General features: G+C 60.8%; 15 protein-coding genes. 11 read left to right on the plus strand and 4 right to left on the minus strand.

Annotated elements, in window-relative coordinates; translation table 11 throughout:
• Positions 1-301 precede the first annotated feature (301 nt).
• The 6 genes from J2T07_RS02155 to J2T07_RS02180 all read left to right on the plus strand — a co-directional run bounded on the left by J2T07_RS02155 (position 302) and on the right by J2T07_RS02180 (position 7,733).
• Positions 302-592, plus strand: a complete 291-nt coding sequence (locus J2T07_RS02155) for a hypothetical protein (RefSeq protein ID WP_306846922.1) — start codon at positions 302-304, stop codon at positions 590-592.
• Positions 593-1,294: 702 nt separating this feature from the next.
• On the plus strand, positions 1,295-2,878 hold the full coding sequence (locus J2T07_RS02160) for a hypothetical protein (protein WP_306846923.1): 1,584 nt from the start codon (positions 1,295-1,297) through the stop codon (positions 2,876-2,878).
• Positions 2,879-3,376: 498 nt separating this feature from the next.
• Complete coding sequence (locus tag J2T07_RS02165) at positions 3,377-4,579, plus strand: SIR2 family NAD-dependent protein deacylase (protein WP_306846924.1); 1,203 nt, start codon at positions 3,377-3,379, stop codon at positions 4,577-4,579.
• Positions 4,566-6,470 (plus strand): ATP-binding protein, encoded by a 1,905-nt coding sequence (locus J2T07_RS02170; RefSeq protein ID WP_306846925.1) that lies wholly within the window; start codon positions 4,566-4,568, stop codon positions 6,468-6,470. Before J2T07_RS02165 ends, J2T07_RS02170 begins: the two co-directional genes overlap by 14 nt.
• Positions 6,471-6,475: 5 nt before the next feature.
• Positions 6,476-6,694 (plus strand): KTSC domain-containing protein, encoded by a 219-nt coding sequence (locus J2T07_RS02175; RefSeq protein ID WP_306846926.1) that lies wholly within the window; start codon positions 6,476-6,478, stop codon positions 6,692-6,694.
• A gap of 1 nt (position 6,695) precedes the next feature.
• Positions 6,696-7,733, plus strand: a complete 1,038-nt coding sequence (locus tag J2T07_RS02180; RefSeq protein ID WP_306846927.1) for a hypothetical protein — start codon at positions 6,696-6,698, stop codon at positions 7,731-7,733.
• Between the two features lie 145 nt (positions 7,734-7,878).
• Here J2T07_RS02180 and J2T07_RS02185 read toward each other — a convergent pair whose 3' ends face one another.
• Complete coding sequence (locus tag J2T07_RS02185) at positions 7,879-8,958, minus strand: site-specific integrase (RefSeq protein WP_306846928.1); 1,080 nt, start codon at positions 8,956-8,958, stop codon at positions 7,879-7,881.
• Between the two features lie 104 nt (positions 8,959-9,062).
• Between J2T07_RS02185 and J2T07_RS02190 the strand changes: the two genes are divergently transcribed.
• The 5 genes from J2T07_RS02190 to J2T07_RS02205 all read left to right on the plus strand — a co-directional run bounded on the left by J2T07_RS02190 (position 9,063) and on the right by J2T07_RS02205 (position 12,153).
• The gene (locus J2T07_RS02190; protein WP_306846929.1) at positions 9,063-9,980 is read left to right on the plus strand and encodes a DNA-binding protein; all 918 of its coding nucleotides are present in this window, start codon (positions 9,063-9,065) and stop codon (positions 9,978-9,980) included.
• 454 nt (positions 9,981-10,434) lie between these two features.
• Positions 10,435-10,878: a DUF3653 domain-containing protein gene (locus J2T07_RS19105; RefSeq protein WP_430539312.1), complete on the plus strand. Its 444-nt coding sequence runs from the start codon at positions 10,435-10,437 to the stop codon at positions 10,876-10,878.
• A gap of 78 nt (positions 10,879-10,956) precedes the next feature.
• Positions 10,957-11,526, plus strand: coding sequence for a rolling circle replication-associated protein (locus tag J2T07_RS02195; RefSeq protein WP_430539313.1), 570 nt, complete (start codon positions 10,957-10,959; stop codon positions 11,524-11,526).
• A complete protein-coding gene (locus J2T07_RS02200; protein ID WP_306846931.1) occupies positions 11,510-11,755 on the plus strand; it encodes a hypothetical protein in 246 nt (81 codons plus the stop codon). Before J2T07_RS02195 ends, J2T07_RS02200 begins: the two co-directional genes overlap by 17 nt.
• Positions 11,756-11,841: 86 nt before the next feature.
• Positions 11,842-12,153 carry a hypothetical protein gene (locus J2T07_RS02205; protein WP_306846932.1) on the plus strand — a complete coding sequence of 104 codons (312 nt, stop codon included), beginning with the start codon at positions 11,842-11,844 and terminating at the stop codon, positions 12,151-12,153.
• 801 nt (positions 12,154-12,954) lie between these two features.
• On the opposite strand, the gene J2T07_RS02210 is transcribed toward J2T07_RS02205, so the two are convergent.
• Genes J2T07_RS02210 through J2T07_RS02220 form a run of 3 tightly spaced genes read right to left on the minus strand, consistent with a single transcriptional unit; the run spans position 12,955 to position 22,948 of the window.
• Positions 12,955-19,008 (minus strand): AAA family ATPase, encoded by a 6,054-nt coding sequence (locus tag J2T07_RS02210; protein ID WP_306846933.1) that lies wholly within the window; start codon positions 19,006-19,008, stop codon positions 12,955-12,957.
• Positions 19,005-19,217 (minus strand): hypothetical protein, encoded by a 213-nt coding sequence (locus tag J2T07_RS02215; RefSeq protein ID WP_306846934.1) that lies wholly within the window; start codon positions 19,215-19,217, stop codon positions 19,005-19,007. Before J2T07_RS02215 ends, J2T07_RS02210 begins: the two co-directional genes overlap by 4 nt.
• Positions 19,214-22,948, minus strand: coding sequence for a hypothetical protein (locus J2T07_RS02220; protein WP_306846935.1), 3,735 nt, complete (start codon positions 22,946-22,948; stop codon positions 19,214-19,216). The genes J2T07_RS02215 and J2T07_RS02220 overlap by 4 nt, the downstream gene beginning before the upstream one ends.
• Positions 22,949-23,537: the final 589 nt, after the last annotated feature.

Here is a 23,537-nt window from a genome sequence, read left to right on the forward strand (position 1 = left end):
TAACAGCCGTGTCTTGGGGCCGGCGTCACGTTTCGTAAGTTTGTGCGGTTTAACGAGCCTCAAACGCGCATGTAAGAGGACGCGCCGAGCTAGATGATCGAACGCGGTTGCCTGACATCTTGGAACAGATCGAGGCGCGTCACGAATAGAAGTCCAATCAAGAACAACATCTACGGCGAGATCGCCTCTCTCGGGTTGTGGCAGGACGGCGCTCGCAGCCAGACCGAACACTAAGCGGACCAAGCCGGCCATCACCAATCCGCGGTGTTTCCGACTCCGATTCGCTGACGGCACCGCATGCGTGCGTCTACCACACGAGCTGAAGCAGCACTTCCGTGAGTGGTTAGAGAGTCGCTATCCCGACCGTGCTGCCCACATCATCAGCCTCATCCAGCAGATGAATGGCCGCAAGGATTACGACAACAATTTCTGCGACGCGCATGCGGGGGCAGAGCGTGTTTGCGGACATTACCCGCAAGAGGGTGCAGATAGCTTCGAGAAAGCGAAGTTGCACCGGGCGTGGAACACGGCGTTGGACACTTCTCGATTCGTGCCGCCACGGATTGCTTCGCCGCAGGGTAAGTTGTTTTAGATGCCCGTGGGTATCAAGCCCTGTATTAACCAGGGTTTTTCCAACTGTAAGTAACAGGATCTACCGGGTGGCCATTACAACTGGCGTTGCCTCAAAGCGAACGCCATAGTAGTGAGGTGATAAGGGATGGTTATCAGGGTTAGGATGGCGTTCGCGGTCAACCCGCCCCGCATCAACTTCATATGCGCTTCCTTTGTCTCGCTTATCACAAGGTGAAGTCGGAGCCATTCCGCCAAAGTCGCCGCCTCTTTCCTGTAAGCACAACGTTGCGCCTCGTTAACGTTAGGAAAGCACTGGACAATGCAACGAATGCTGTGAAGACGATTTGGAGGGACTACGTGCTTTTGCAGCAAGAAGGGGGATTGATTGCGGAGCTATCGGCGATAAGGCGATCGTTCGCCCACCTTCACGTGAATCGCAGCCTAGGTATCGGGAAAGAAACGGAAGATACCGTCATTTCGCTACTCAGGAAGGCTCGAAAATCACTGCTTATGCATCCGCAAGAATGATCGGCGTGAGAAGGAGCTATGAAGTAATGTATCCCGCACACGTAGCTGACTAGACCGTGTTATCGAGCACACGGAAGATTGAGGGGACGGGGCGCTGGCGCCTTCGGTCGTCTTTTAGAACCTTGATCGGTGCTGATACCCTTGCGGTACCGGTGCTCGCCCAGTGCGCCGGGGCCAATCAGGGAGGCCCATTGTGGCGCGGGATGACTTTTCAAAGCCGATAATCCGCGAGCTGCGCGAACGCGTGGCAAGCCATTGTTCGAACCCGGATTGCCGCCGGAAGACGGCCGGCCCGAAATCGGGAGGACGCGGGACGATTGTTTTGGGGGAGGCGGCCCACATCCACGCTGCAGCCCAAGGTGGACCCCGCTACGACGCTGAGATGTCACCGGCCGAACGCGCATCCATCGACAACGCCATCTGGCTGTGCCGTGGCTGTGCTCGACGCGTCGATCGCGACGAAGCGGCCTATCCGGCGACGCTGCTTCGCCAGTGGAAAACCCGCGCCGAAGATCTCGCAAGCGACGAGCTGGACACACGGCCCCCAGCCCATGGGGACGCCCAGGAACAGTTGGTCGGGGCGTTGACCGGGCACACCAAGCGTTTGCTACCGTCGTTGATAAAGAATGCCCACGCTGCGTCAGTGGAAACCTTGGAGCGGCTCGATCCTCGGTTCCATATCGAAAGCAGCCACCAAGGCGGCGTTACCCGGTTTCGCATCGAGGCCCTCGAGACCGTTCCGTTTCGCCTGTCCGTCCCCGAAGAACGCATGGCGGAGTGGAAGCGCGGTGTGGATGCAGCGCTGCAAGCGGGCACCCCCTTCGAGATCGACGCGGCCGGCTTCGCTGTACGGGGCTCGACATTGCTCACCCACGTCTTTGAAGGCGACGACGAGCTGGAAGAGCGAAAGCTCACCTTCACTCCACACGCCATGCCGGCGCGACTGAAATGGTCCGCGCTGACCGAGGCAACGGCCGTCCGTCGGGGCTTCGACGATGTGACGGGCTCGTTGGCCATGGGAGCATCGCAGTGGACCTTTCGCGGCGAAGTCTGGGATGGCTTGGCCGTGCTGACTATCCAAATGCGCCATGTGGCCCCGCCTTGGAACGGCAATTTTTCGCTTCGCTTCGATGTGGACCGCTGGGTGGGACGGGACATTCGCACGCTGCCCTACCTGGATGCTCTGATCGAATTCTGTTTGCGAACCACGCCCGAGGAAATCCTCGATGTCGAGCTGCACGTCGAAGGGCAGCGACGCGCGGCCATGAGCTCACCGTTCGGCACAGTGGCCCCGGCAAACCCCCAACAGAATGCGCTGCTGTCGTATTTGGGCCGGGCGGCCGAAATCACGCGCCGGTTGGGGGTGAATGTTGCGATGCCCAAGCATGCGAAGGTCAGTCAGGAAGACGCAGAAGCCCTAGGCCGTGTCTACGATGTCGCGGTGGCCCCCGACCGCATGACCGCGGCGCACCTCGCATGCAACCCAACCTGCACGCTCACCGCGACCGACCACGGCGCCAACATCCGCCAATTGGAAGGGGAGACCGAAGCCATAATTATCCAGGTGCCGACCGATCTCCCCTCGGAACTCCGCATCTTCGGGCAAACGGTGGCGGTGCCACCGGTTCGCACCACGCTGCACGGCCTACGTCCCCGCGTTATCGATGAACGGACGGTCTTTCAAACCGGCGATGCGGTCAAAGTCGAGCTGGAACCCACAAAAGACTTCTGGATGGCCTACGAATGGCCGTTGGGTGATACATCGCTGCACAAGTGAGACCGAGACGATGAATTCGAGCGGCGGGGGGTGGGATGGAAGAGAAAGCGCCTGGCAAACACCCAACGGTTCTGCTGCAAGATGCGGCGACGGGGCGTTATGAAAAGATTGTGGCTCGGTTGCCACCCGAGGAGGTCTTGCTCCGCTGTGGCGCCGCGCCCGCCCGACTCCCCATTAAGTCAGGCGTCCGCCAGATGCAGTGCTAAGGAGGCTGCGTATTGGACTATCGCTGGCCCCATTTTTATGTCTGTAGGATTCCCCCTACAACCGATGGCCAAGTTCCCTCGACACACCCCATGTTTAGAAGGGCAGCGGTACTGGGTGAGGACGATTACGCCTTGTTATCGCGGGTAGGCCAGTGCCTTCTTTTGGCCTGTCGCGGACATTTGTAGGTCCACGCCATTTCTGGAGTCGACGACGAAGGTACTCGATCTGTTCGAGCAGGCGATCAGGGCTGCTGATATCATGCCAGTGAGGAAGTGCTGGCCAGGGGGCGAGATGCACAAACATGATCCGATTCGACAGATTAGTTTCATTCAGCAGGCGCTGTCGCAGAACCGTAAGCCTATCGGCTTCTTCCTGGGCGCGGGGTGCCCCTTGTCGATCCGCGTCAACGAACGGGAGGAGGGCGGAAAGATCGTAACCGACCCTCTGATCTGGGACGTGGCGGGGTTGACGAAGGTGATCGCGGAGCAATTGTCCAGCAACGCCGTCGACAACCCATCGATCTGGGACAAGCTCGTCAAGATCGTGACCGATGACGGCGGCGATGGCGGTAATATTGAGCTCCTACTCAGCCGCATCCGAGTGTTTGCGAGCGTCGCCGGCGCCGGCGATGTGCGCGGGCTGACCGCCGCCGAGCTCATCGCACTCGACACGAATGTCTGCGACGTGATCTCCAAAGAGGTTCGGCGCGAGCTTCCGGCAAAGGATAGCCCCTATCATAACCTTGCGATCTGGAGTCGTTCGATCCGTCGCGAGCGGCCGGTCCATCTCTTCACGACCAACTACGACTTGTTGATGGAGCAGGCCCTCGAGGAAAGCTCGGCACCCTATTTCGACGGCTTCATCGGTGCCCGGAAAGCTTTCTTCGACCTCGGCGCTGTTGAGGATGAAGGCTTGCTACCGCCACGCTGGACCCGGCTCTGGAAGATCCACGGCTCGCTCAACTGGCGTCTTGAAGGCAAGACCGATGTCGTGCGCAGCGATGAGAAAACCGACAAGCAGAGCTATCTGATCTACCCGTCGCATCTCAAATATGATCAGAGCCGCAAGATGCCCTATCTCGCGATGCTTGATCGCTTGAAGGCATTCCTGCTCGCCCCGTCGTCGCTACTTTTCATCTGTGGCTATTCCTTCGCCGACGAGCATATCAACGACGTCATATGCCGCAGCCTTGAGGCGAATCCGACTGCGCATGTCTTTGCCTTTGTCCATGGCGAGCTAGAAACAGAGCGCTACAAGCTCGCGTGTCAGTGTGCGCTGGCGAGCCCGAATCTTAGCCTGCTGGGTTTCGACAAGGCGATCATCGGCCGCACGGCGGGTGACTGGTCCGGCGACGGCGCGGATGACCTTGTGTTGCCGCCCAGTATCCTAGTAAAGGACGGCGACAAGGTTACCGTGCGGCTCGGCGACTTTGCTGCACTCGGCGCGCTGCTGCGTGGTCTCTCCGGCAACGGGACGAGCGATGATCCGGCCTGACCTAGCCGACCGCGCAACCGTCATCGGCACGGTCCAGGACGTCAGCGGGACGTCGGTCAGCGTCACCTTGACTTCTGACCACTTCTCGGGCCTGAGCTTTGTCCACGGCCAGGGCCACAAGATCGGCCAGATCGGCAGCTTCGTTAAAATTCCCATCGGTTATGTCGACCTCTATGGAATCGTATCGCAAGTCGGGGCGAGCGCAGTTCCTGAGAAGGCGGCGCTCTCGATGCCCAATGGGCTTCGCTGGATGACGGTCCAGCTGATCGGCGAGGGCTACAGGACGGGACGGTTCCAGAGAGGCATCTCGCAATATCCGACCTTCGAGGATGAGGTCCATCTCGTCTCTGAGGCAGATCTCCAGGCGATTTATGGGCGGTCGGACCAGCAGAATCATTTGGTCCGGGTCGGTCATGTTGCAGGCAGTGAGTCGATAGACGCACTCGTCGACGTCAACAAACTCGTAACGCGGCACAGCGCGGTCGTCGGGACGACCGGCTCAGGCAAGTCGACGACGGTCGCGGGGCTGTTGAACGTCCTGTCCGATGAAAACCGCTTCCCGTCGGCGAGGATCGTCGTGCTCGATCTCCACGGCGAATATGGCAAGGCACTCGGCGACCGAGCGAATATCTTCAAGGTTAGCCCGGATGCTCGCAACACGAATGAGCATCGGTTGTGCGTCCCTTTTTGGGCGCTGAGCTTCGATGAGCTCATGCGTGTGACGTTCGGAAGCCTTCCGCAGGACGGCAAAGCACGCAACATCATCCTCGAGCAGATACTCGAGGCCAAGATCGCAAGCCTAACGGCGCAGCCGATCGCCGGTGTCGATCCCGCCAGCATCACCGCCGATAGCCCGGTGCCTTTCTCGCTCAACAAGCTCTGGCATGATCTCTATTGCCGCGAGTTCGGAACCTATCTTAGCGCCGGCGGAGCAAACCCGTCAGATCAGGCGACCTGGGCCTACGAATGCGATCTTTCGGGTGCGAAGATCGTAGGGGACGCGCAGGCCGCGGTCCCACCGCGCTTTCGCAAGGTCAAGAATGTCGCCTCTGATCAGGAGAAGATCAATTGGCTCCCGGACGTCCTCAACATCCGAGGGCCGCTTGAGGCGCTCGGAGCGCGGCTTCGCGTCGCGCGCTACGACTTCCTGCTGAAGGCCGGTGACTGGCATCCCGAGCTCGACGGCACGACGACGAAGACGCTCGCCGATCTCGTCGGTCAATGGCTCGGCAGTAATAAGCCGATCACGATCCTCGACCTGTCAGGCATTCCCTCAACGGTGACGAACGACATCATCGGCAACATCTTGCGCGTCCTTTACGATGGTCTCTTCTGGGCGCGTAACCTCTCGGAGGGCGGGCGCGAACGCCCGCTGCTCGTGGTGATGGAGGAAGCGCACAGCTATCTTGGCGACAATGGCGGCAGCGCCGCCTCGATCGCGACCCAGCGCATCGTCAAGGAAGGGCGCAAATATGGGATCGGCGCGATGATCGTCAGCCAGCGCCCAGCAGAGATCAACCCGACGATCCTGTCGCAATGCGGGACTTTTTTCGCGATGCGGTTGAGCAATGCTACGGATCGCTCGCATGTGACGAGCGCGCTCTCGGACAATCTCGAGGGCCTGACGAGCATGCTGCCGGTGCTGCGCACCGGCGAAGCGATCATCCTTGGCGAAGCGGTCCGGTTGCCAATGCGCACGATGATACAGGCGCCGCCTCGGGACCGTCGTCCCGACAGCCAGGATCCGCTCATTTGCGACGAAGCCGCGCCCGATGATTCGATGACGCCTGGCGGCTGGAATCTTCGGACCCATATTGCCGCAGACTATCGTTACTTCGTCGAGAACTGGCTACAGCAGAACCCCATATCTTCCCCTCCAAAGAAGGAATGACCGTCATGGCATGGCAAAATTTCGCGCCCTTCACCTCTTCGAATATTGCAGCGATCCGCTATGATGAGGATCAGCTGCTGCTCGAGATCGAGTTTCTAAATAGCACCCGCTATCACTACTATGAGGTGCCGGCGCATATTGCGCAGACCTTCGATCAGGCCGCGTCAAAGGGGAGTTTCCTCGCCTCAACGATCAAAGGCCATTACCGCTACAGCCGAGCGTAATATGCCACTTGTTAGTCTCGATCAGAAAAATAGTCGCGTTCAGTTCGGCGCCTTCGAGGTCGACAACAAGATCTTGTTTGAGTTCTTTAACAAGGTCGCTGCCGCCGATCGCGAAGAGCAGCTCCACAAGGCACTCTATATCGGTGTTCTGGCGCTCATGGAGGACCGCCTCTCGAGCTTTCTCTCCCGGACAGCGAATGAACTCGGGACCGAGCTCGAAAGCTTGAAGCTCATCTTCGACATGAAGAAGGAGCTTTTCTACCGGTCGGCAGTGAAGGGTGTGCTCGCTGAGGCCGATATCGCCGACTTCCTGGCGGAGTTTTTTGATCGCCAGAAGCTCGGCGACCGTATCGAGCTGACCGGCGAACGCGCCGGTGCAATCCGTCGAAACAAGACCGGAGACATCGTTTGCCATCTTGCCGGCGACAGCGGGAAACGGATCGCGATCGAATGCAAGTTCGACAAGAGCATCCGCCTTGGTGACATACAGAGCAAGGATGTCTTTACCAAAAAGGCGGATACTGCTTGGAGCCAACTACTCGAAGCGCAGGCCAATCGAGACGGGCAGGCCGGAATCATCGTGTTCGACGCCTCGCTCGTCGACAACAGCATTCTCGCCGTCGTCCAGGACCTGAAGTTCCTGCCCGGTATCGGGCTGATCGCGATTATCGATTCCCAGAAAGGCGATTATCGCAACCTCGCCATTGCTTACATGCTGGCGCGCGACATCGCGCTCAACGCAAAGACGCTCGAGCTTGACACCGAAGTCCTCAAGATCATCGTGAACCGACTGATCAAGGATGCGCGTGACATGGCGCTGGTGAAGCATCTCGTCACTGCCAACATCGACAACATGAAGCAGATCCTCGCGCAGATCGAGAAGGGCATCCTTCTTGCCGAATTCAATCAGCGCTATCTCATCAAGTTCCTTGCCGAAGGGACTCTCACGAAGGAAGACATGCTCGCCTTTTATGCCGGTGAAGAGGTCAAGGAGCGTTTTCGGCTCGTCGAACGCGAGATCGGCGACCTCTGCGCATGAGATTTCGAAATGCCGTCCTGCAGGCTGTCTGGCCCCGGGTTAGCGATTTCAACTTGCCAGTAGTTTTCGGCCGCTTTATGTCATCCGATGATCACGGCCACGGAAATGCTGATCTCCGCCTCCGGCGTTTGCAGACAAACTCGGATCACTTCAGCAAGCGGGCGGCAGGGTTATCTTCCGCGGCTCCGGCCTGGAAGTAGCCAATCACGCTCGCCACCGAACGATGCTCGGTCATTGCCATCACCGCAGGTAACGATACCCCTTGCTTGCCCGCCTCGGTGACAAACCCCGACCGCAGGCTGTGCGCCCCAAAGTCCCCGTCCAGCCCCGCCAGGGCGGCACGCCGCTTGACGATCGTCGCCACTGAGCCCGAAAGCAGGGCAGGGCCGACCCGATCCTTCCAGATACGCCGAAAGATCGCCCCTTCCCGAATTCCGGACGCCTCGATCCAGGCAGACAGCGCCTGCGCGCTGCGCCCTAAGATCGGTTTGTCTGGTGTCGAATCCACTGTGACCCCCGCCTGCTGCGTCTTCGAATACTCCAACCGGTAGATGTAGCCCTCCTCGCCGACCTTGCGCAGGTCGCGCAGATCGGCCGCGGCGATCTCACTGCGCCGGCGTCCGCCGCTGGCGAAGCCAAAGCAGAGCAGGGCGCGATCGCGCAGGCCTTCCAGGGAGCGGTCGCAGGTGGCGAGCATCGCCTCGAGCTCCGAGCGCGTGATCGCCGTCTTCTTGGTCGGCCGCTCGCCGCGTTTGATCGCGGCGCGCCGGGCGCGGCTCAGCAACGTGCGAACGCTGGCCAGTTCGCAGGGATTGGTGAGGCGTTTGAGCTTGTGGGCCGTCGACATCACGGCGACGCGTTGGACCACGGTCGAGAGCTTGAGCGGCCCCAGTTTGGCCTTGAGCCCTGCGGCGACCAGAGCCTGGTCAATCGGTGGCGGTAGCTCGTTGACTAGGCCGGTCTTGTTCTTGCGCTGAATATGGTCGACCAGAAACTGGATCGCCGCAGCCTCGTTCACCGGCAACGTGAGCTCGACGCCGAAACGCGCTAGATGCCAGCCGGCCCAGTAGCGCAGGGCGGCGGCGTAGCTGCGGGTGGTGTTGGCGGCGGCCGCTTCGGCCAGCAGTTCGCGCACCGCGTCGGCGGCCTGTTGGGCCAGCTGTTCCGGCAGTACCAGGTTGGCGGCAGATGCTGCGAGGGCGGAGAGGTCGCGTTTTTGCTTCATAATATGTAATGTTAACTACGATAACGGGCATGTACTAGCGATAATCATCACTTATCGTGACTATGAATCCAAGCGGGCAGGACGCCGATTGAGGAGGCGGTTTCGTGCGTAAAGGCATAACCCAAGAGCAGGTTGACGCTGCGGCTGATGCTCTGGTTGCTGCCGGCGAACGGCCCACGGTCGACCGTATCCGCACTGTTTTAGGCACGGGCTCGCCGAATACGGTGATTCGGATGCTGGACCACTGGCGCGAGTCGTTGGCAAAGCGGATGCAGGAACTCATTAGCCTCCCTGACGTTCCAGACGAAGCAGGGCGGGCCTTCGTCGCGCTGTGGCGCCTGGCCGTTGCCCATGCGAGCTCGCTAGCCGAGGCCTCCCTGGAACAGCAGAGGCAGGAGTTGCGTGCGGCAAGCAACTCCCTGGCTGAGGAGCGAGAGAACCTGGCTATCGAGTTGCGCGATGCTAGAGCGAGGGCTCAAGATGCAGAGCAAGCCAGAGAGGTTGCCGAACTACGGTTGATCGACCTGCAGCGCCTCGCGGACCAGCAAACAAGCCAGCTTGAGGAACTTACTCGGGACCGCAACGGATGGCAGCTGCGGTGCGAGCAATCAGACCAGAACCTACTCGCCCTGCAAAATCGGTTGGCGAGCGAACAACAAGCTCAAACGCTCCACGTCCGCGCCGTTGAGGATCGTGCTCATGCCGAGGTCGACCGTGCCCGGGCCGAGGTAAAGTCGCTGGAGGCGGTCCTCCGTCGGCGGGAACGAGAACTTGCCGACGGCGCCACCCGTCTTGAAGCCGCCCTCGCTTCCGCGCGTTCTGCGGAGCAGATCGCCGCAGAACGGGGGGCTCGCGGTAAGACGCTCGAGGAGCAGTTGGCCAGGATGGACGGACTCCCCGCGGCACTACTGGCAGCGCAGAAAGCTTTGGTAACCGCGACGAAGCGCGAGGTTGCATTGCAGGCTAGGTTGAACGCTCATTCTGCAAAGGCTAAGGAGAAGCCCGCGGGAAAGAAGGCATGACGACCATATGGCCAGCGCCATCCGATAAGGGTCAAGCAACGACACATGCGGCCGATGAAGGAACGGATGCGCTGGATAACAGGGTGGGCGACGACGGCAGCGTCTTTAAGGGATGCCGCACGTTTAAAGGCAACTGCCGCATGTTTAAGGGTAGAACGACAAATCCGAGAAGTATGCGCTCCGAAGGCGTCTTATCAAAGTAGACATAATATACATTATGCGAAGCAAAGGATGATCCGACCCGGGGCCGTCCTCGCCGTGTTTCTAGGCGTCGGCAATGGCTGGTGAGTCCTGAAGACTTCCGTGAGCTTCGTCTCTCCTGCCTGCGACCGCCGCCGAGTACCTGGGTGTCTGCCTCCGAACCATCCGTCATTGGGATGCGGGCCGAAACCGTGTGCCGTGGTCGGTCGTTCGGCTGCTGCGGGTCCTGAGGTGCGGCGACCTGGGCGCCCTCGTGCCGGAATGGTCTGGCTGGATCATCAAACGCGGGAAGATCTTCAGCCCGGATGGTCGTGGTTGGTCCCAAGCCGATCTCGGGCGCTGGTGGCTAATCCTCGACCAGGCTCGACTGTTCCGCGATCGCTACGACGCCGAAACCTGGGGTGTGGGGCGTAGCCCCGCGAAGACGCTCCAACCCGAAGCTGAGGGACGCGAAAGGCGCGTAGACGCCGCATGCCGGGATCGCCTCGACGTCCGTTGGCGGCGCGGAGCGCCGCGGGGCTTGTCATCCTTTCAACAAGTGGAACGCGCTTTGCGAGAAGCTGCGTTGCACGTGGCATTTCGAGGGTCGCATGAACGCTCAGCCGATCTATCTGAACCCTCGCAAGATGCGGTGTCGTCGGCTTCGCCGGACGATCACCGAGGCCGCAAAGCTCCACGAGATGGTTACAGACCATGACTCTGAGAGGTTGGGCCGGTCGGCGTATCGCAAGACCTTCATTATCCTCACCTATCGTCGGAACGGCGATTGGGAGCGTTGCCATATCTCGCGGATGGCCTGCCCCGCCCCGACGTTTGTGGCTGGTGGCCGTATGGCAGCACGAAGATCGAGACAGCACGCAACCCGATTGGCTACATGGTCAAGTATGCGACGAAGATGTCGCCAGATGATTTGAAGCGTCTTCCAAAGCATGTTCGCCTTCACGGCAACGGCGGGCATACCGATGGTGCGCGCATGGCGCCGCGTGAATCGTTACTCCCGACCTGGGCGCGTGAACATGCCTTTGCATCGCGCTTCCTCGCTGCGAGTGCGCTGCGTAATGCGCTGATCGAAGCTGGCGAGCTCGATCCATCGGAGAGCCTTCCTAGTGGCTCCGGCTTCTACATGCGCCCGCAGTTGCGCAGTGTTGCGACTGGCGAAATCTTCTCGATGGATTTTGCCATCCCTGTTGATGCCCCTGCCCTCGCTCGATGTCCCGGCGGTGGCATGGTTGACCTGGCAACAGGCGAAGTGATCCCTTCTCGCTGGCTCGTCGCGTATGAACGCGGCGCGTTGATCCTTACTGAAAAAACGGAACTGGAGACGACTTATGAATGCGCCGCTTGAACCTGGCGAGTGGATGATGGGCGGGACGCATGATGGCGTTGCCAACGAAGTGATCGGTATGAGTGAGGCTGAGGTCGCTCAGATGGCCGTTGAGGCGTACGAGTATGCGTGGACGAAATGGCAAAGCGGTGCACCTGGCCGTGTGAAGCAAGAGCGCATCGTCGTGGAGCTTGTACGAGAGTTGGAGCACCTCATCCGTGATCGTCTGGAGCTCTTCGACGAAGAGTGACGGATAAAGCGAGGCCCCCTTCCGCCGGCAAGCAAGAGAGGGGGCCTCAACCACAACAGGGGCTCTCGCCCCAAAGGAATGTTCGCATGAAAATCGATCACGCTGCAGAGTGCCGCTTCTTCTCGGCTGAGGACGCGATCCGCTTCGCCCTCTCCGCTTACTACGCTGCAACGAAGCACATCGAGCCACCAGCTGGTGAGCCATGGGTTATCGATGGGGCTCCGTGGGCTAGCGGTGCAGACTTCGCTGATGCCTTCATGCAGGAGGTGGCGGACCGTATCTCGGCCAAAGCATGTGAGCTTCAACTGCGTCGCAGTGGCTCGCAGATAATGGGCTTGTGGTGGCCGCTCGACGGTGACGAAATTACAGATACAGGGAAGGTTTTTTACGTCGTCTAATGAATCATTTGCCATCGGCGAATGACGCGGATATTAATGTCGAAACAGGGGCTGAAGGCCAGCTTGTTTATCGCCATCATTTAGCGTGACGGAAACCGAAATGGATAATCGTAGCGTTACGCAAATCGGCCCATATACGTTATGCGAATCGTTGGTAATTACCACGGTTTGCGCAGTCAGTCCCGAGTCCTCGCAATTGACCAAATCGTACGTTAGCGTTTGGTCATTATCGCTGTTGCACATAGGGGTTGCCTGTGTTCCCCCGGCTATCAAACTCCGCGCTCCCAGCTTCGACGAGGCCAGATCCACGCGTGAGAAGAAACTCCGATATGTCGACAGCCTGTACGCTCCCATGCCGACCTGAACTTCGGTGCGAATGCCCTCGACACCGCCATAGCTCGCTTTGACGAGGCGCACCTCGAAGAGATTCTGGAATCGTGGCTGGTCTACATAGTTAGCCGTCCGAAGCAGACGATGCGCGACGAGCCAACATGGCGTACCGGACTCGATTTTGTCTCTACAGTTCTTCTCTGGCTGACGAAGACGACGTCGAGAGAGATGAAGATCTACTCCCTCCAGGGAGTAATTCATCGACTGTCGAATCTTTACGGTCAACTGCATGTGGCTTGGCCGGCGTAGATGGTTAATCGCCCCGCGCGCCTGGCCCAGTCATAGCGTATGGACAGAGACCGTCACCTCAGGCGATCTGAACATGTGATCAGCTTCTCCAAGGCCATTCTCCGCGACTAAGCAACGCCATAGGACGCCTGCAACCGACGGGTTCAACGCCAGTTCGCATTGCTACTGCATGCGAGTCTCATCGCCCGGCTCAAGCTCGGTTCGCCGCGTGGCATGCGCGATGCGTTCCGAGCTTTGGCCGCCAGACTTTTTTTGACGGCGCGCAATAACGTCCTGCGCCGTCGACCCGAGCACGGCATCCAACTGTAAGCGACCCGCCGCAGTCAGAACGATCGCCGCACCCTCGCCCTCTAGATTTTGACCGTGCAGGTCACCATCTGACCCACCGTCGCGCCAGCAGTATGCGGTCGCCATCACCCCGCCGCTGCTATCAAGCCAGGTCCGTTCATCGTCGGTGTACCATTGCATCTCGGCAGCGAACGCCGGATTTAGGGTGAGCTCCCAGCGTGGGAGCGCGCCCAGCCCCACGCGCGTCACGCGCTGCATTGGCGTGCCCTCGTCGGATAGTCCCTCGGCCAAGTCTAACGGATCCCCCGTGTCCGGTATCCGCACCCCGAATAGGCGCAGGCGAGTCCACTCGTAGTGCATCGAGCTGTAATGCCCCTTGAACTGGGTGATTTCAGCAAACACGGTATCCTTACCAACCTGCTCCTCGAGGTCGTGCTCAACCTGGTCCAGCCAGTCGTCCTCGTTGCCGTAACCACGCGGCAATGTCGGTCGCGCAACGAAGTCCGGACGAGCATCGACTGAAGTTCGCGTCCACTGCACCGCCTGGTGGAACTCGCGTAGCAATTCATCGTCGCGGATAGCGGGAAGACGGCCGGCGGCGGCAAGTTCTCCGGCGATATGCCTTAACGCACGCAAGCCGGCGAGAACATGCGGAAAGAAGTAGGTCATCTGTAAGCCAAGCATCGACAAGGTTTGCTCGAGACGACGGATGCCCGGCTGCCCAAAAGCTTCCACGCCGCCCCACCCGTCGATCAATTGCTGCACTCGGCGACGCACATGATCCTCGTTCAACCCAGCGATCCCGGCCAAAGAAGCAATCAACGCCGAAAACGGCGCGCTCCAAGCCGCCGGGTCCGACGCCAGCGGCGGACCGAAAGGGTGGCGGCGTAGCACCTCGATGCGCGATGGTGAACCGACCGGCGGCAGCGCTAGATTGTAGAAAGCGGGCATCGGCGCAGTGACTGGCGGAACGACCTCGCCCCACTGTTCGGCGAGGCGTCGCGCCAGAATGCGAACCGCGAAGTCGGCGTGCTTGGCGAGCGCTAGCACCCTCGCCGTCAAGGCGTCGTTGGGCTCCAACCCTGGTACGCTGCGTGCCAGTTGCAGGCCGCTAAGAATCGCATCCTCATCGTCGTGCCCGAGCAGGACCATGAGCAAAGTCTCAAACGCCGAGGGGTCAGAGACTGCCAAGGCAAGGGCAGCCCGGCCGGCATGCCATCTCAGCTCGGCCACGGGCATGGTGACGAGGCGCTCGACCAGTAGGGCCGCAACCTGAGCATCCGAGCAAATGCTGCCATCAAGCACGTCCTGACCCAACCGGTAATCGCGAGTATGCGGCAGCTGCTCCTCGACGGCGGCCCAGAGGGCAACCCAGTCGGGCGAAGCTGTGAGCACCGGTAAGATCGTTTCGACATCCCACAGCAGCGAGTTGACCTGCTCCTCGCCGGACACCAAGGCCGCGGCGAAGTTGGCGTAGGCAATGTCGTGCACTCCTTCGCCCTCTAGCTGGAGGCGAACCGAGAAGTAGTGGCGTAGATTACCGCCCCACACCCAGGACCAACGCGCACCGCGATCGTCACGGCTGGGATAGTCGGCCACCAGGCGCCTAGCAATGTCGATTTGCGCTTCCGCCAACGCGCGCTTGGCTAGGTCGAAGCGGGCCCGATCGTACTCTTGCAGTTTGGAGTGACGATCGAATAGCGCCAGGGCCGAAGAAAAATCTGTGGTCGGCAACAGACGATGGAAGGCGCGCGAAGCGTCGTGGCCAATTTCGCCCGCCTGCGCTTCCGCATCCAAGCGTACCGCAAGAGAGAACATATCCGCCTCCCTGTCGTAAGGCGACGGCGTGCTTCCGCCCGTGCGCGCGATCGGCGGAGCACTGCAGAGGCGCTGCAAGGCGGCATCCACACGCGCGAGGTCTTCACTACGGGCAACCAGCGCCGTGCGCAACGCCCGGAGTGCATCAGGCCGCACGTCGATTAACGCGTGGATTTCGATGTTCTCAATCATCCGATCTCGCACAGTCGCGACTTGCTCGGTTGCTGCCGTGCGGATCACCTGCTGAAGGAAGTCGAATTCTTTGTTTTCGCGATAGTAAGGAGCACGGTGGAACGGCAGGCACAGCGCCACCCACACATCGATGCACGGCGATAGGCGGTCCGGATCGCGTGAAATCGTGCCTTTCATTAGCGCATCTATCATGGCCGGAAACTCAATCAACCCGTTATCGAGCAAGGCTTGGCCAATGCTCCAGCCCAGTGCCGCGCTCTCGGCCGCCGCTTCTATCACCAACACGTGCGCCAGCCGGTGCGCAGCGTCGCGTCCCTCGGTGGACCCCATGCCGATCGCTTGCCGCGTCAGCACCCGAACACGTTGGGCGCGCCCCGCTGGGTCGGCGCCATTTGCTGCCTGCAGCAACTCGGACCAGAACGCGTATTGGGGATCCTTTTTGGCGCGCAGCGCGTAGCCCAAGGTCTGACCGCGCTGTTGAGCCAGCAACTCCCTAGCCCGCGCTGTTCGCCCGATGCGCGTGTAGGTGTTCGCCAGGCGCGCCGTGCTCGCCAGGAACTGACTAGGGGTGTCCTCCTCGCGCAGGATCATCAACGCGTCGAGTCGCCGTTCGGCCTCTTTCGGATCCTGCCCTAGCCTTGCGAGCGCCTCGGCCATTAAGAACTGCAGAGGCACATGGCGACCGCCTTGTGGAGGCGCTTGTTCGAGAGCGTGATCGAATGCGAGAATAGTCGCGGTGAGCTCAGTGATGCCCATCCGTGCGGCAGAGCCGAGTATCGAGCGCAACAAGGCGTGTGCGGCGCGGTCGAGCAATTGCGCCCCGATGTGCTCGTCAATCCCGCCCGTCCCAGCGCGGCCGACGTAGCGCATCAAGTCTGCACACAGATTGGCGGCCGACCCGGCCGGCGTTCCCATCGGATCACGTCGCGTCCATGCAGCTAGTGCGCCGACATCCGTGGCGAATTGTTGCAGTGGACGCAGGACCGCTCGGCCGGGCGGCGTCGATGCGGGCACGGACTCATCCAGCCACGTGGCGAGCTCAGCGTGATCCATAACGGCACGCGCCACGTACGTACCGGCCTCGTAATCGGTTACGTCATTGAGTTCGGCGATCGCCGGAGCGGTCAAGGACTTGTACAACTGCTTGGCCGCAGCAAGCTGACCTCGACGGGCGGCCTGTAAGGCCGCGCCGCGTCGATACCCCCTCGGCACCTTCGAGAGCGCGACGGTATCGGACACAGCTTCGCCGATCGCGAAGACCGCCTCCTCTGTATGATCGGTCGAAGGGTCGAGCAGTAGATAGTGGGCGGCTTGCACCGCAAAGTAGGTGCGATCGTTCGGCTCAAGTCGATAGTCCGTGATTAGCGCATCGCGGTCGGCAAGCGGCTCGCGGCGGAGGGCTGCAAGCGCCGCACGGCGACGTAAGTCCAGCCCCACCTCGTCCGGATCATCAATAGGTCGATCCTCGCAACGCAGAGCGACCACGAAGCGTTCGACGCCCGCGACTATTTCGCTGGGAGAGCGGAAATCGACTGCTCGGCTTACCCAGTCTGCGAACTCATCCCGGCGATATATCGGGTCGCTGCCGTGCTTTTGGCTGCCAAAGTCATGCAGTGGCTCGATCCGCTCGAACAGGTGGCGCGCCCGATCAAGGTTGCCTTGGGCCAACCACGCGTCCACGACCAAATAGCCATCGCCACCGACCTCATCCAGGAAGTCTTCCGCAGCCTCGAGCTCTCCCAATGCTATCAGCGCGACTAGCGAATCGTCCGGTTCGTCGAACGCATCCGAACGTCGAGCCATCTCATCGGAAGCAAGGATGAGCTTGAAGGCGGCTGTCGGATCGACGATGGCCATCAGGGATCGGAAAGCAAGGCGAATGTCGTCTCGGATGGCCGACGGCGCCCGCCCCTCAAGATATTGCGCGCGCAGCATCGCAGGCGTCGCCAACGCCAACGCTTCTTGGTGCGCTCCCGCGCGCATCAGATAGCGCGCAACTAGGAATCGCTGCGGCGAGGTCGGACCGGACTGCTCGGCAACGCTTACCAGCTGGCGATACAGGCGCGTCGAGTATTCTGCGTCTGGTACCCCATACCGGATCCGCTCCAACCGCGTCACGAACATACGAAAGCTGTTATGGAAGACCGACCAGCCCTCGCCCGACCGTCTAAGCAAGTGACGCACACGGCCGAACGCGCGCTCGATGGCGGCGGCCGAGTACGCCCCCTCCAGCTGGCGCAAGTCAAGTGGTGCTTCTGCACGGGCGATCAAGCCCAGGATGTCCAGCACCTCGGCTTCCTGATCCAGACCCCGAAGGGCGGCGCGATACAGCGCGTCGATGTCGCCGACGTATTCGAACCCGTCGCACAAGATGCGCTCCCGCGTGTCCTCGTCGTCCGCTGCCAGCAGGGCCTGTAGCAAGTAGTGCGTGGCCAGCGGGTGGCCTTGCGACAGCTCGCGCAGGCGCGTGCGCGAGATCGAGGGCAGCAGGCCGGTGGCATCAGCCAGGGCGGCAATTGCGGCCGGGGACAGCGACGCCATCTCGACTAGACGATCGGGCGATCGCGCCTGCTCCTGCACCGCTGGGGGAATGTCCGACAGTTCGACGCGTTGCGTCCCCAACACAAACAGTACGCCACTGGGTACCGACGTTGGCAGCGGCAGGTCCGCGAGGAATGAACGCTCAGGTCGCTCCTCACGCGGGACGTGGTCCAGACCGTCCACGATGATCAGGGTTCGCAAGCCATCGGCCTGATAGCGCTCCCCGGCTTGCCACAGCAAGGTCTCTAGTTCCTCGCGGCGATCATGGGCGGACTCGCGCCGGAAGCGTAACCCCTGCAAGCCGGTATTGCGCAAGGCTGCGATCAGGTCTTCGTGAAAGTCAGCGGACTCGCCGCGGCCGATACCCTGTGCATCACCAGGAACAAATGCCAAGTAGCGTACGACCACCAGCTGCGGCTCGGCTTCTAAGGCTATCTGTAGCAGCGTGGACTTGCCCGAGCCAGGTGGGCCCACCAGCGACGCGTAGCCCGACACATTGGCACGTATCACGCTCTGAAGCTGAGCTTCAGTTTCTGGGTTACGTTGCACGGTCGCACCGACGGGGAACTGGTGGCGATGACGCGGCTCGGTATCCCGCCAGCCCATCTCCTGCAAAAACTCCGCTCGGCTCCAGCGGTCGCGCTCCGGCACTAAAGCGACCAGATTGGGAAGCCGCTCGGCGATGCGATCGACCTGTGCTTGCGTGCGATCGGTGATTCCATAGCGCGTGGCGAAGTCCGGCTCGTCGCCATGCACAAGCTCCAGGTGCTGGAAGAAGCCTTCGAATTCGCCATCAGGCAAACCTGACGCGATTCGCAAATCGTCGATGAATGCGCTCCAAGGCGTGGTCCGCCACTGTGCCAGCGTGCGCTCGGGGTGCTCCTGCCAGTCGGCAACGAATTGCCGAGTAGTGCCACACGCTTCCCCGAATCGATCGGTATCCGACGGCGTATCCGAGACCACCAACCGTAAACGAATGCGAAGCCCGGGGCAGCTGGCTCTCAACTCCTGCCAGGCGAGCACCAGCCCAGGCAGCAATCCGTTGGCACCCGTGAGCAGCGTGCCGATGCGAAATGCAACGGGATCGCGACTGGACTTGAACTGGTGACCGATGGCCTCGGTGTCGTAACCGAGCACGACGTCGTCGGCGATCCCTGCACAGCGATCGGCCAGGCCTACCCAGCGAAGGTCACCGCGCTGCAGGCCGTGGTAGATGGCGGCGGCGGCGCTGCCGTATTGACGGGTGTACCCGCGGATAGCGCGGCGTTCCCCTTCCGCCGGCGCGGTGGTGGGCGGTAGCGTCGGTTCAACGGTCTTAGAGGTACTCGAATCTGGGCTGTTCATGTTCACATTCTTTAGGCAGAAGATCTCGATCAACTCGAGCTGCCGGCCGAAGTAGAGATGGCGCTCGGCGAAAAGGGGATTTGTCGCTGGCTTCGGATCGTTGCCGGAAGGATATAGCTCGGCGGAAGCTTCAGTATCACGCCGTAGCTGCCCTCACCCGAGACGCGGACGGCATGGATGCCGCCGGGAAAGCGGAGCATCTCCTGGCAAAGCGCGGGGTGGCTGTCGCTGAGCTTGGTCACGCGACGTTCCGCCGCATCCGCCCTTTGACCTCGTCGTCCCCTTCTTCAAACCGAGTAAATAGCTGACGCGCCGCGAGCGCCGCAAGGATAGCGTCCGCTGTGGTAGTGCGCTTAATGCTGAAGTTCTTGCCCGGACGCAAACTGAGCCAGTTGCCGTCCCACGAACGAAGAATGGCCGAGATCGTGGACCATTTCATGAGGGGAATGGCGTGGACCATCACCTCCATGAGGTGCACCTTGTCCGTGCTGAGCTCCTGTACCGCGCGTACCGCGGCCTGGCTCAGCGTCCCGGGAAAAACGAGGTTCGCGACGACGGCGTCCGCCGCTAGCTTCGTCAGCGTGGCCATCGCCTCCGGCGACTCCTCAAAGGGCAAGGCGTCCTGCGCCTGCAGCAGGCGCAGGGCATCGTCCACCGACATGACAGCGTCCAGATAGAGCCGACAGATGAGAGCGAAGCTGAGCTGGTCCTCGAGGGTGGTGCCGCTGATCAGGGCCCATCTCGTTGCTGCGTAGGTCGCCTGAATCGGCAGCGGCCGCGAGATAATAACTTGCCAGATCGCCTCGGAGATCGCCAGTCTTCCGTGCCCAGCCATCTGCTCCAAGCGTGAATCCGTCACTTCGGCGGTCAGCAGTATGGGGTCGGCAATCGTCGTCGCCGACAACAGGGACACCGCCATGTCGTCGCTCAGCTGATCCTCGGCAAGGATCCACGCGGTAACTGCCGTGTCCGCCGGGTTATCTCGGCCAAGGGCCAGAGCGATCTCCGCGGCGTGGTCCACAGCGTAGTGCACGAGCACGCGCCGTAGTTCCTCGGCATCCCGTCCATCTGCGTCGCCCTCAATCCCCTCGCGCCGCCACGCTTCGAACGCGCGCAGCGCGCCGGCGCGATCGGTAATGCGATCCGCCTCCAGGGCGCTCGCCCAGAAACGTTGATCAATCACGTCGAGGGTGGCGAAGGCGCACTCGCTACGCTCAAAGTATCGCCGCGCCAGGCTCTCGTCGCTCGAAATGGCCGTGAGGGTGTGCATCGCCACGTCGGGACGCTCAGGCATCCTTCCGGGCTGGCTTAGCAGTTCGCGGACGATCGGTACTGGATAGCGCGCAACGAAATCCTGCATGCCCGAAACAGTGCTGGTCTCCACAAGGCGCGTCACCGTAATGGCCGCATCCGCGGCGGTGCTGTGCTGGTCCTCCAAACAGATGAGCTGCAGCATCGGCAACGACGGGGCCAGGGCATCGGCCGCGATTAGCGCCTCCAGCACCTCGCGTGGCGTGCCGGCGGCGAGGTTCCCGAAACGCATCCCAGCCTTCTGAAGATAAGGCCAACCACGATCGAGGCGCGCAAGATGGGGGACAAGCAGCGAGACGTCGGACAAAGCCGCGATGCACTCACTCAACAGGCTATCGTCGGTATCGAGGCGCTGGATCTCGTTTGCATCGAGCTCATCGAGCACGGCCACGATGAGCGCCTGGCTAGTAAGGCTCTCGGACGGCCCACGCGCGCCGAGCACGGCAACTAACAACGTGGACTTCAGCGCGTACAACGATCGTACGAGGTGAGCGGCCTCCCGCCGAGCGACCAACAGATCGACGGCGCTGCTGAAGCGGGCAATGTCCGCTGGAGTATCGTCAAGCACCTTGCGCAGGAAGCCCGTGGTCACATCGCTCGGGGCGTCGACGTAGGTGCGGCAGAGGTACGAAAGCAGGTCGGCAATGATGCCGCGCCCCTTGTCGATGTTCTCCAGCCGCAGCTTCTTTAGGAACTTTTCTGCGTCCGCGATAGGTGCCGCCACATCGCAAGCCTCGCCTTGCCGAAGCACGAGGACGAGCGCCATGTCCTCGCTGCTGATGGAGTGCCCGTAGAAATGCCCCAAGTAATCAGGGTAATCCTGGTCAAGGTGACCGGCATCCAGTAAATACTTAATCGTGTCATACCCCTTTAGCTCATCGCTAAATTCGTCACGGTAGCCTTCGCGCAAGCCACGTGCGAGGGTGAGACTCTGCAGGTCGGCCAGCTGAGCATGCTTGGCTCTTAACTCAGCGTGGATATCCTCATCGTCGGCGACGATTGTGGAATAGCGCCTCAGATAGTCCATTTCCTCGAGTATCTCCGGCACGCGCACAGACTGTCCGGCGCGCGCGCCGTTCGTAGCCACAATATAGTGTGCGGATTTCGATGTGGCGAAGCCATCGAACACGTCGTCCTCAATGAACTCGCTCAGACTGAAGCTCGCTCCATCGCGTTGTATCTGGGCCGGCACGAAGGAAGGATCAGCGCGTAGGACAGCGTGGTACCAGGCGAGCATTCGGAGCTCAAGCCGACTCCGCGCCACGTCAGCCTGCTTCTCGAGTAGCGTCGTTTCGAGGCCACTGATCGCCTCTTTGAGCGCGCTGGTCTGGCGACCTCGCCAGTCGGCATACCCGGTGATGAGGCGGAAGAGAAATCCGCTCCGCTTGGTAAGCTGCCAATACAGGTTCGAGTGAAGGTTCTTCACCACGATCATCGCAAAGAGCTTATTCCAGTTGAGCCGCAGATCGGTCATCAGGATCTGCGCGAAGACGTCAAGCTCATTGACGATATTCTTCACAAGCCGCATGTCATCGATTCGAAAACAGACGGATTCGATCAGCTGGTCGTCGATTTGACTGGCAAAATCTTGCCCATTCAGTTGACGCCTCTTGAGCAGCTCGACCATCTTGGCGTGTGAATTCTCCTTGTTGATCACCGGAACGACGGGGAGAATCACATCGAAGAATTTCGTTTTCTCCCCGCCGGCGAACAGCTCATCGTTCAAGGCGTAGATGAAGCGGACCGTCCGCTTAATTTGGGGAGATTCGTTGATGATTGCATTGATCTCGCGCAGTCGAAAGAAAACGTCCTGCACGCCAAAGCGGTCCAGATCCTCGACAACCACGACGTCAATGCGGCTATTCTGGAAACAGTAAACGATCTCGTCGACATTTTTGTGCAACACCGAACTGTGCTGCATGCTCTCGATGGTGCCGCCCTTGATTGACCAGCCGTCGATGTTGAGCAGCGACAACGAGCGAGCAACTTGGTAAATAGCGCATGCGCCAATGCCGACAACGGTGACCAGGGCCAGCCAGGACGGGATCCACAGCAAAACGCCGGTCAACCACTCGACCTCCGAGGTCCGCGGCGGAAATGCGCCGATCAGGTAGAGGCGGGTCAATGCAAATGCCCCCGCCACGAGAAGGACAGTAGCGATCAAGGCGCGGAAGCGCGACGGCTGCATGATGCGTTTCAGGCGCGTGCGGGGAAGCTTTGTGGCAGGAACCGCATACAGCAGTTGCTGAACGATCGTTTCCTCGATCCGCTCGACCAGTTCCTTCACCGTGAGGTCGGTGTCTGCCGATGGCGCTTCCTTGTCGTCCGCGCTGGAGACCATTTTCCCTTCCTTTCGGAAGGTGGCCAGCGACACGTAAGCATAGTCGAAGCCGCGATGGCGCTCATTGAAGGTACGAATCAGGCTGCTCTTACCCGCGCCGTAGCCGCCCGTAATGGCGATGTTCCTCACCATGGGATCCGTCAGTGCGCGCTCGAGTTCATCCTCATACCGTTTGGAATCCCGGCGATCCAATAGGATTGGCGTAAGGGTCTCCAGCGCGCCATCGGTCACTACGATACGACGGAACGCGACGGCAGCATCGCATAGATGCCTCCACGCTTCTTTAAATCGGTTTCTCACAGAGAAGCGAATGTCAGTCATGAGACGCGGCTAGATGGCCGCTCCATGGCACGTACAATTCCCATCGACCCCACCTGTCATCCGCCGTGCGCTACGCCCGGCCGGTAGTCTAGCCTGTCTCCATGTTCCTGAGCGGCAACCACATGCGACGCGCCGGGCCTCATCGAGAGACGCGCCTAAGCGGCTCTCGCACCTTTTCCTTAACGAGTGGAGGCCCTAGCGATGGCGTGCATCGCACAGACCCGTGGCCTCCACGTTGGCCCCCGCCATGAACCATGGCAGCTGTGGCGCGGGCACGTGCCGTGATTTCCCGATCGCCCCGCAATAGCCACGCTGTGCCGGTCATCGAGCGCGACGCCAGCCCCTCTCCTATTCGTGCGCAACGCATGCCCTTCAAAGCGAACTCGAGAACTCGCCTTGTCGAGGAAATTGCGCGTGGTTATCCAAGACTCCGCTTTATCAGCTCAGCTTGCCGATGAAACCCACGCTGCTCGAGGGCCTCTACGAACACATCCCAAGGAGGTATGTTGCTCATGTAAGGTCGATCAGTAGGCCCTCGATACATGCCGCCTCCTGGACCCGTGTACAACCCGCCTCCTGGGCCGGTGTA

The sequence above is a fragment of the Luteibacter jiangsuensis genome (assembly GCF_030812295.1).
Taxonomy (GTDB): Bacteria; Pseudomonadota; Gammaproteobacteria; order Xanthomonadales; family Rhodanobacteraceae; genus Luteibacter; species Luteibacter jiangsuensis_A.

Coding starts and splice junctions, on each gene's coding strand:
- J2T07_RS02185 (WP_306846928.1), bottom strand. CDS start 8,958: ATGAAGCAAAAACGCGACCTCTCCGCCCTCGCAGCATCTGCCGCCAAC.
- J2T07_RS02175 (WP_306846926.1), top strand. CDS start 6,476: ATGGCATGGCAAAATTTCGCGCCCTTCACCTCTTCGAATATTGCAGCG.
- J2T07_RS02170 (WP_306846925.1), top strand. CDS start 4,566: ATGATCCGGCCTGACCTAGCCGACCGCGCAACCGTCATCGGCACGGTC.
- J2T07_RS02200 (WP_306846931.1), top strand. CDS start 11,510: ATGAATGCGCCGCTTGAACCTGGCGAGTGGATGATGGGCGGGACGCAT.
- J2T07_RS02205 (WP_306846932.1), top strand. CDS start 11,842: ATGAAAATCGATCACGCTGCAGAGTGCCGCTTCTTCTCGGCTGAGGAC.
- J2T07_RS02165 (WP_306846924.1), top strand. CDS start 3,377: ATGCACAAACATGATCCGATTCGACAGATTAGTTTCATTCAGCAGGCG.
- J2T07_RS02180 (WP_306846927.1), top strand. CDS start 6,696: ATGCCACTTGTTAGTCTCGATCAGAAAAATAGTCGCGTTCAGTTCGGC.
- J2T07_RS02220 (WP_306846935.1), bottom strand. CDS start 22,948: ATGACTGACATTCGCTTCTCTGTGAGAAACCGATTTAAAGAAGCGTGG.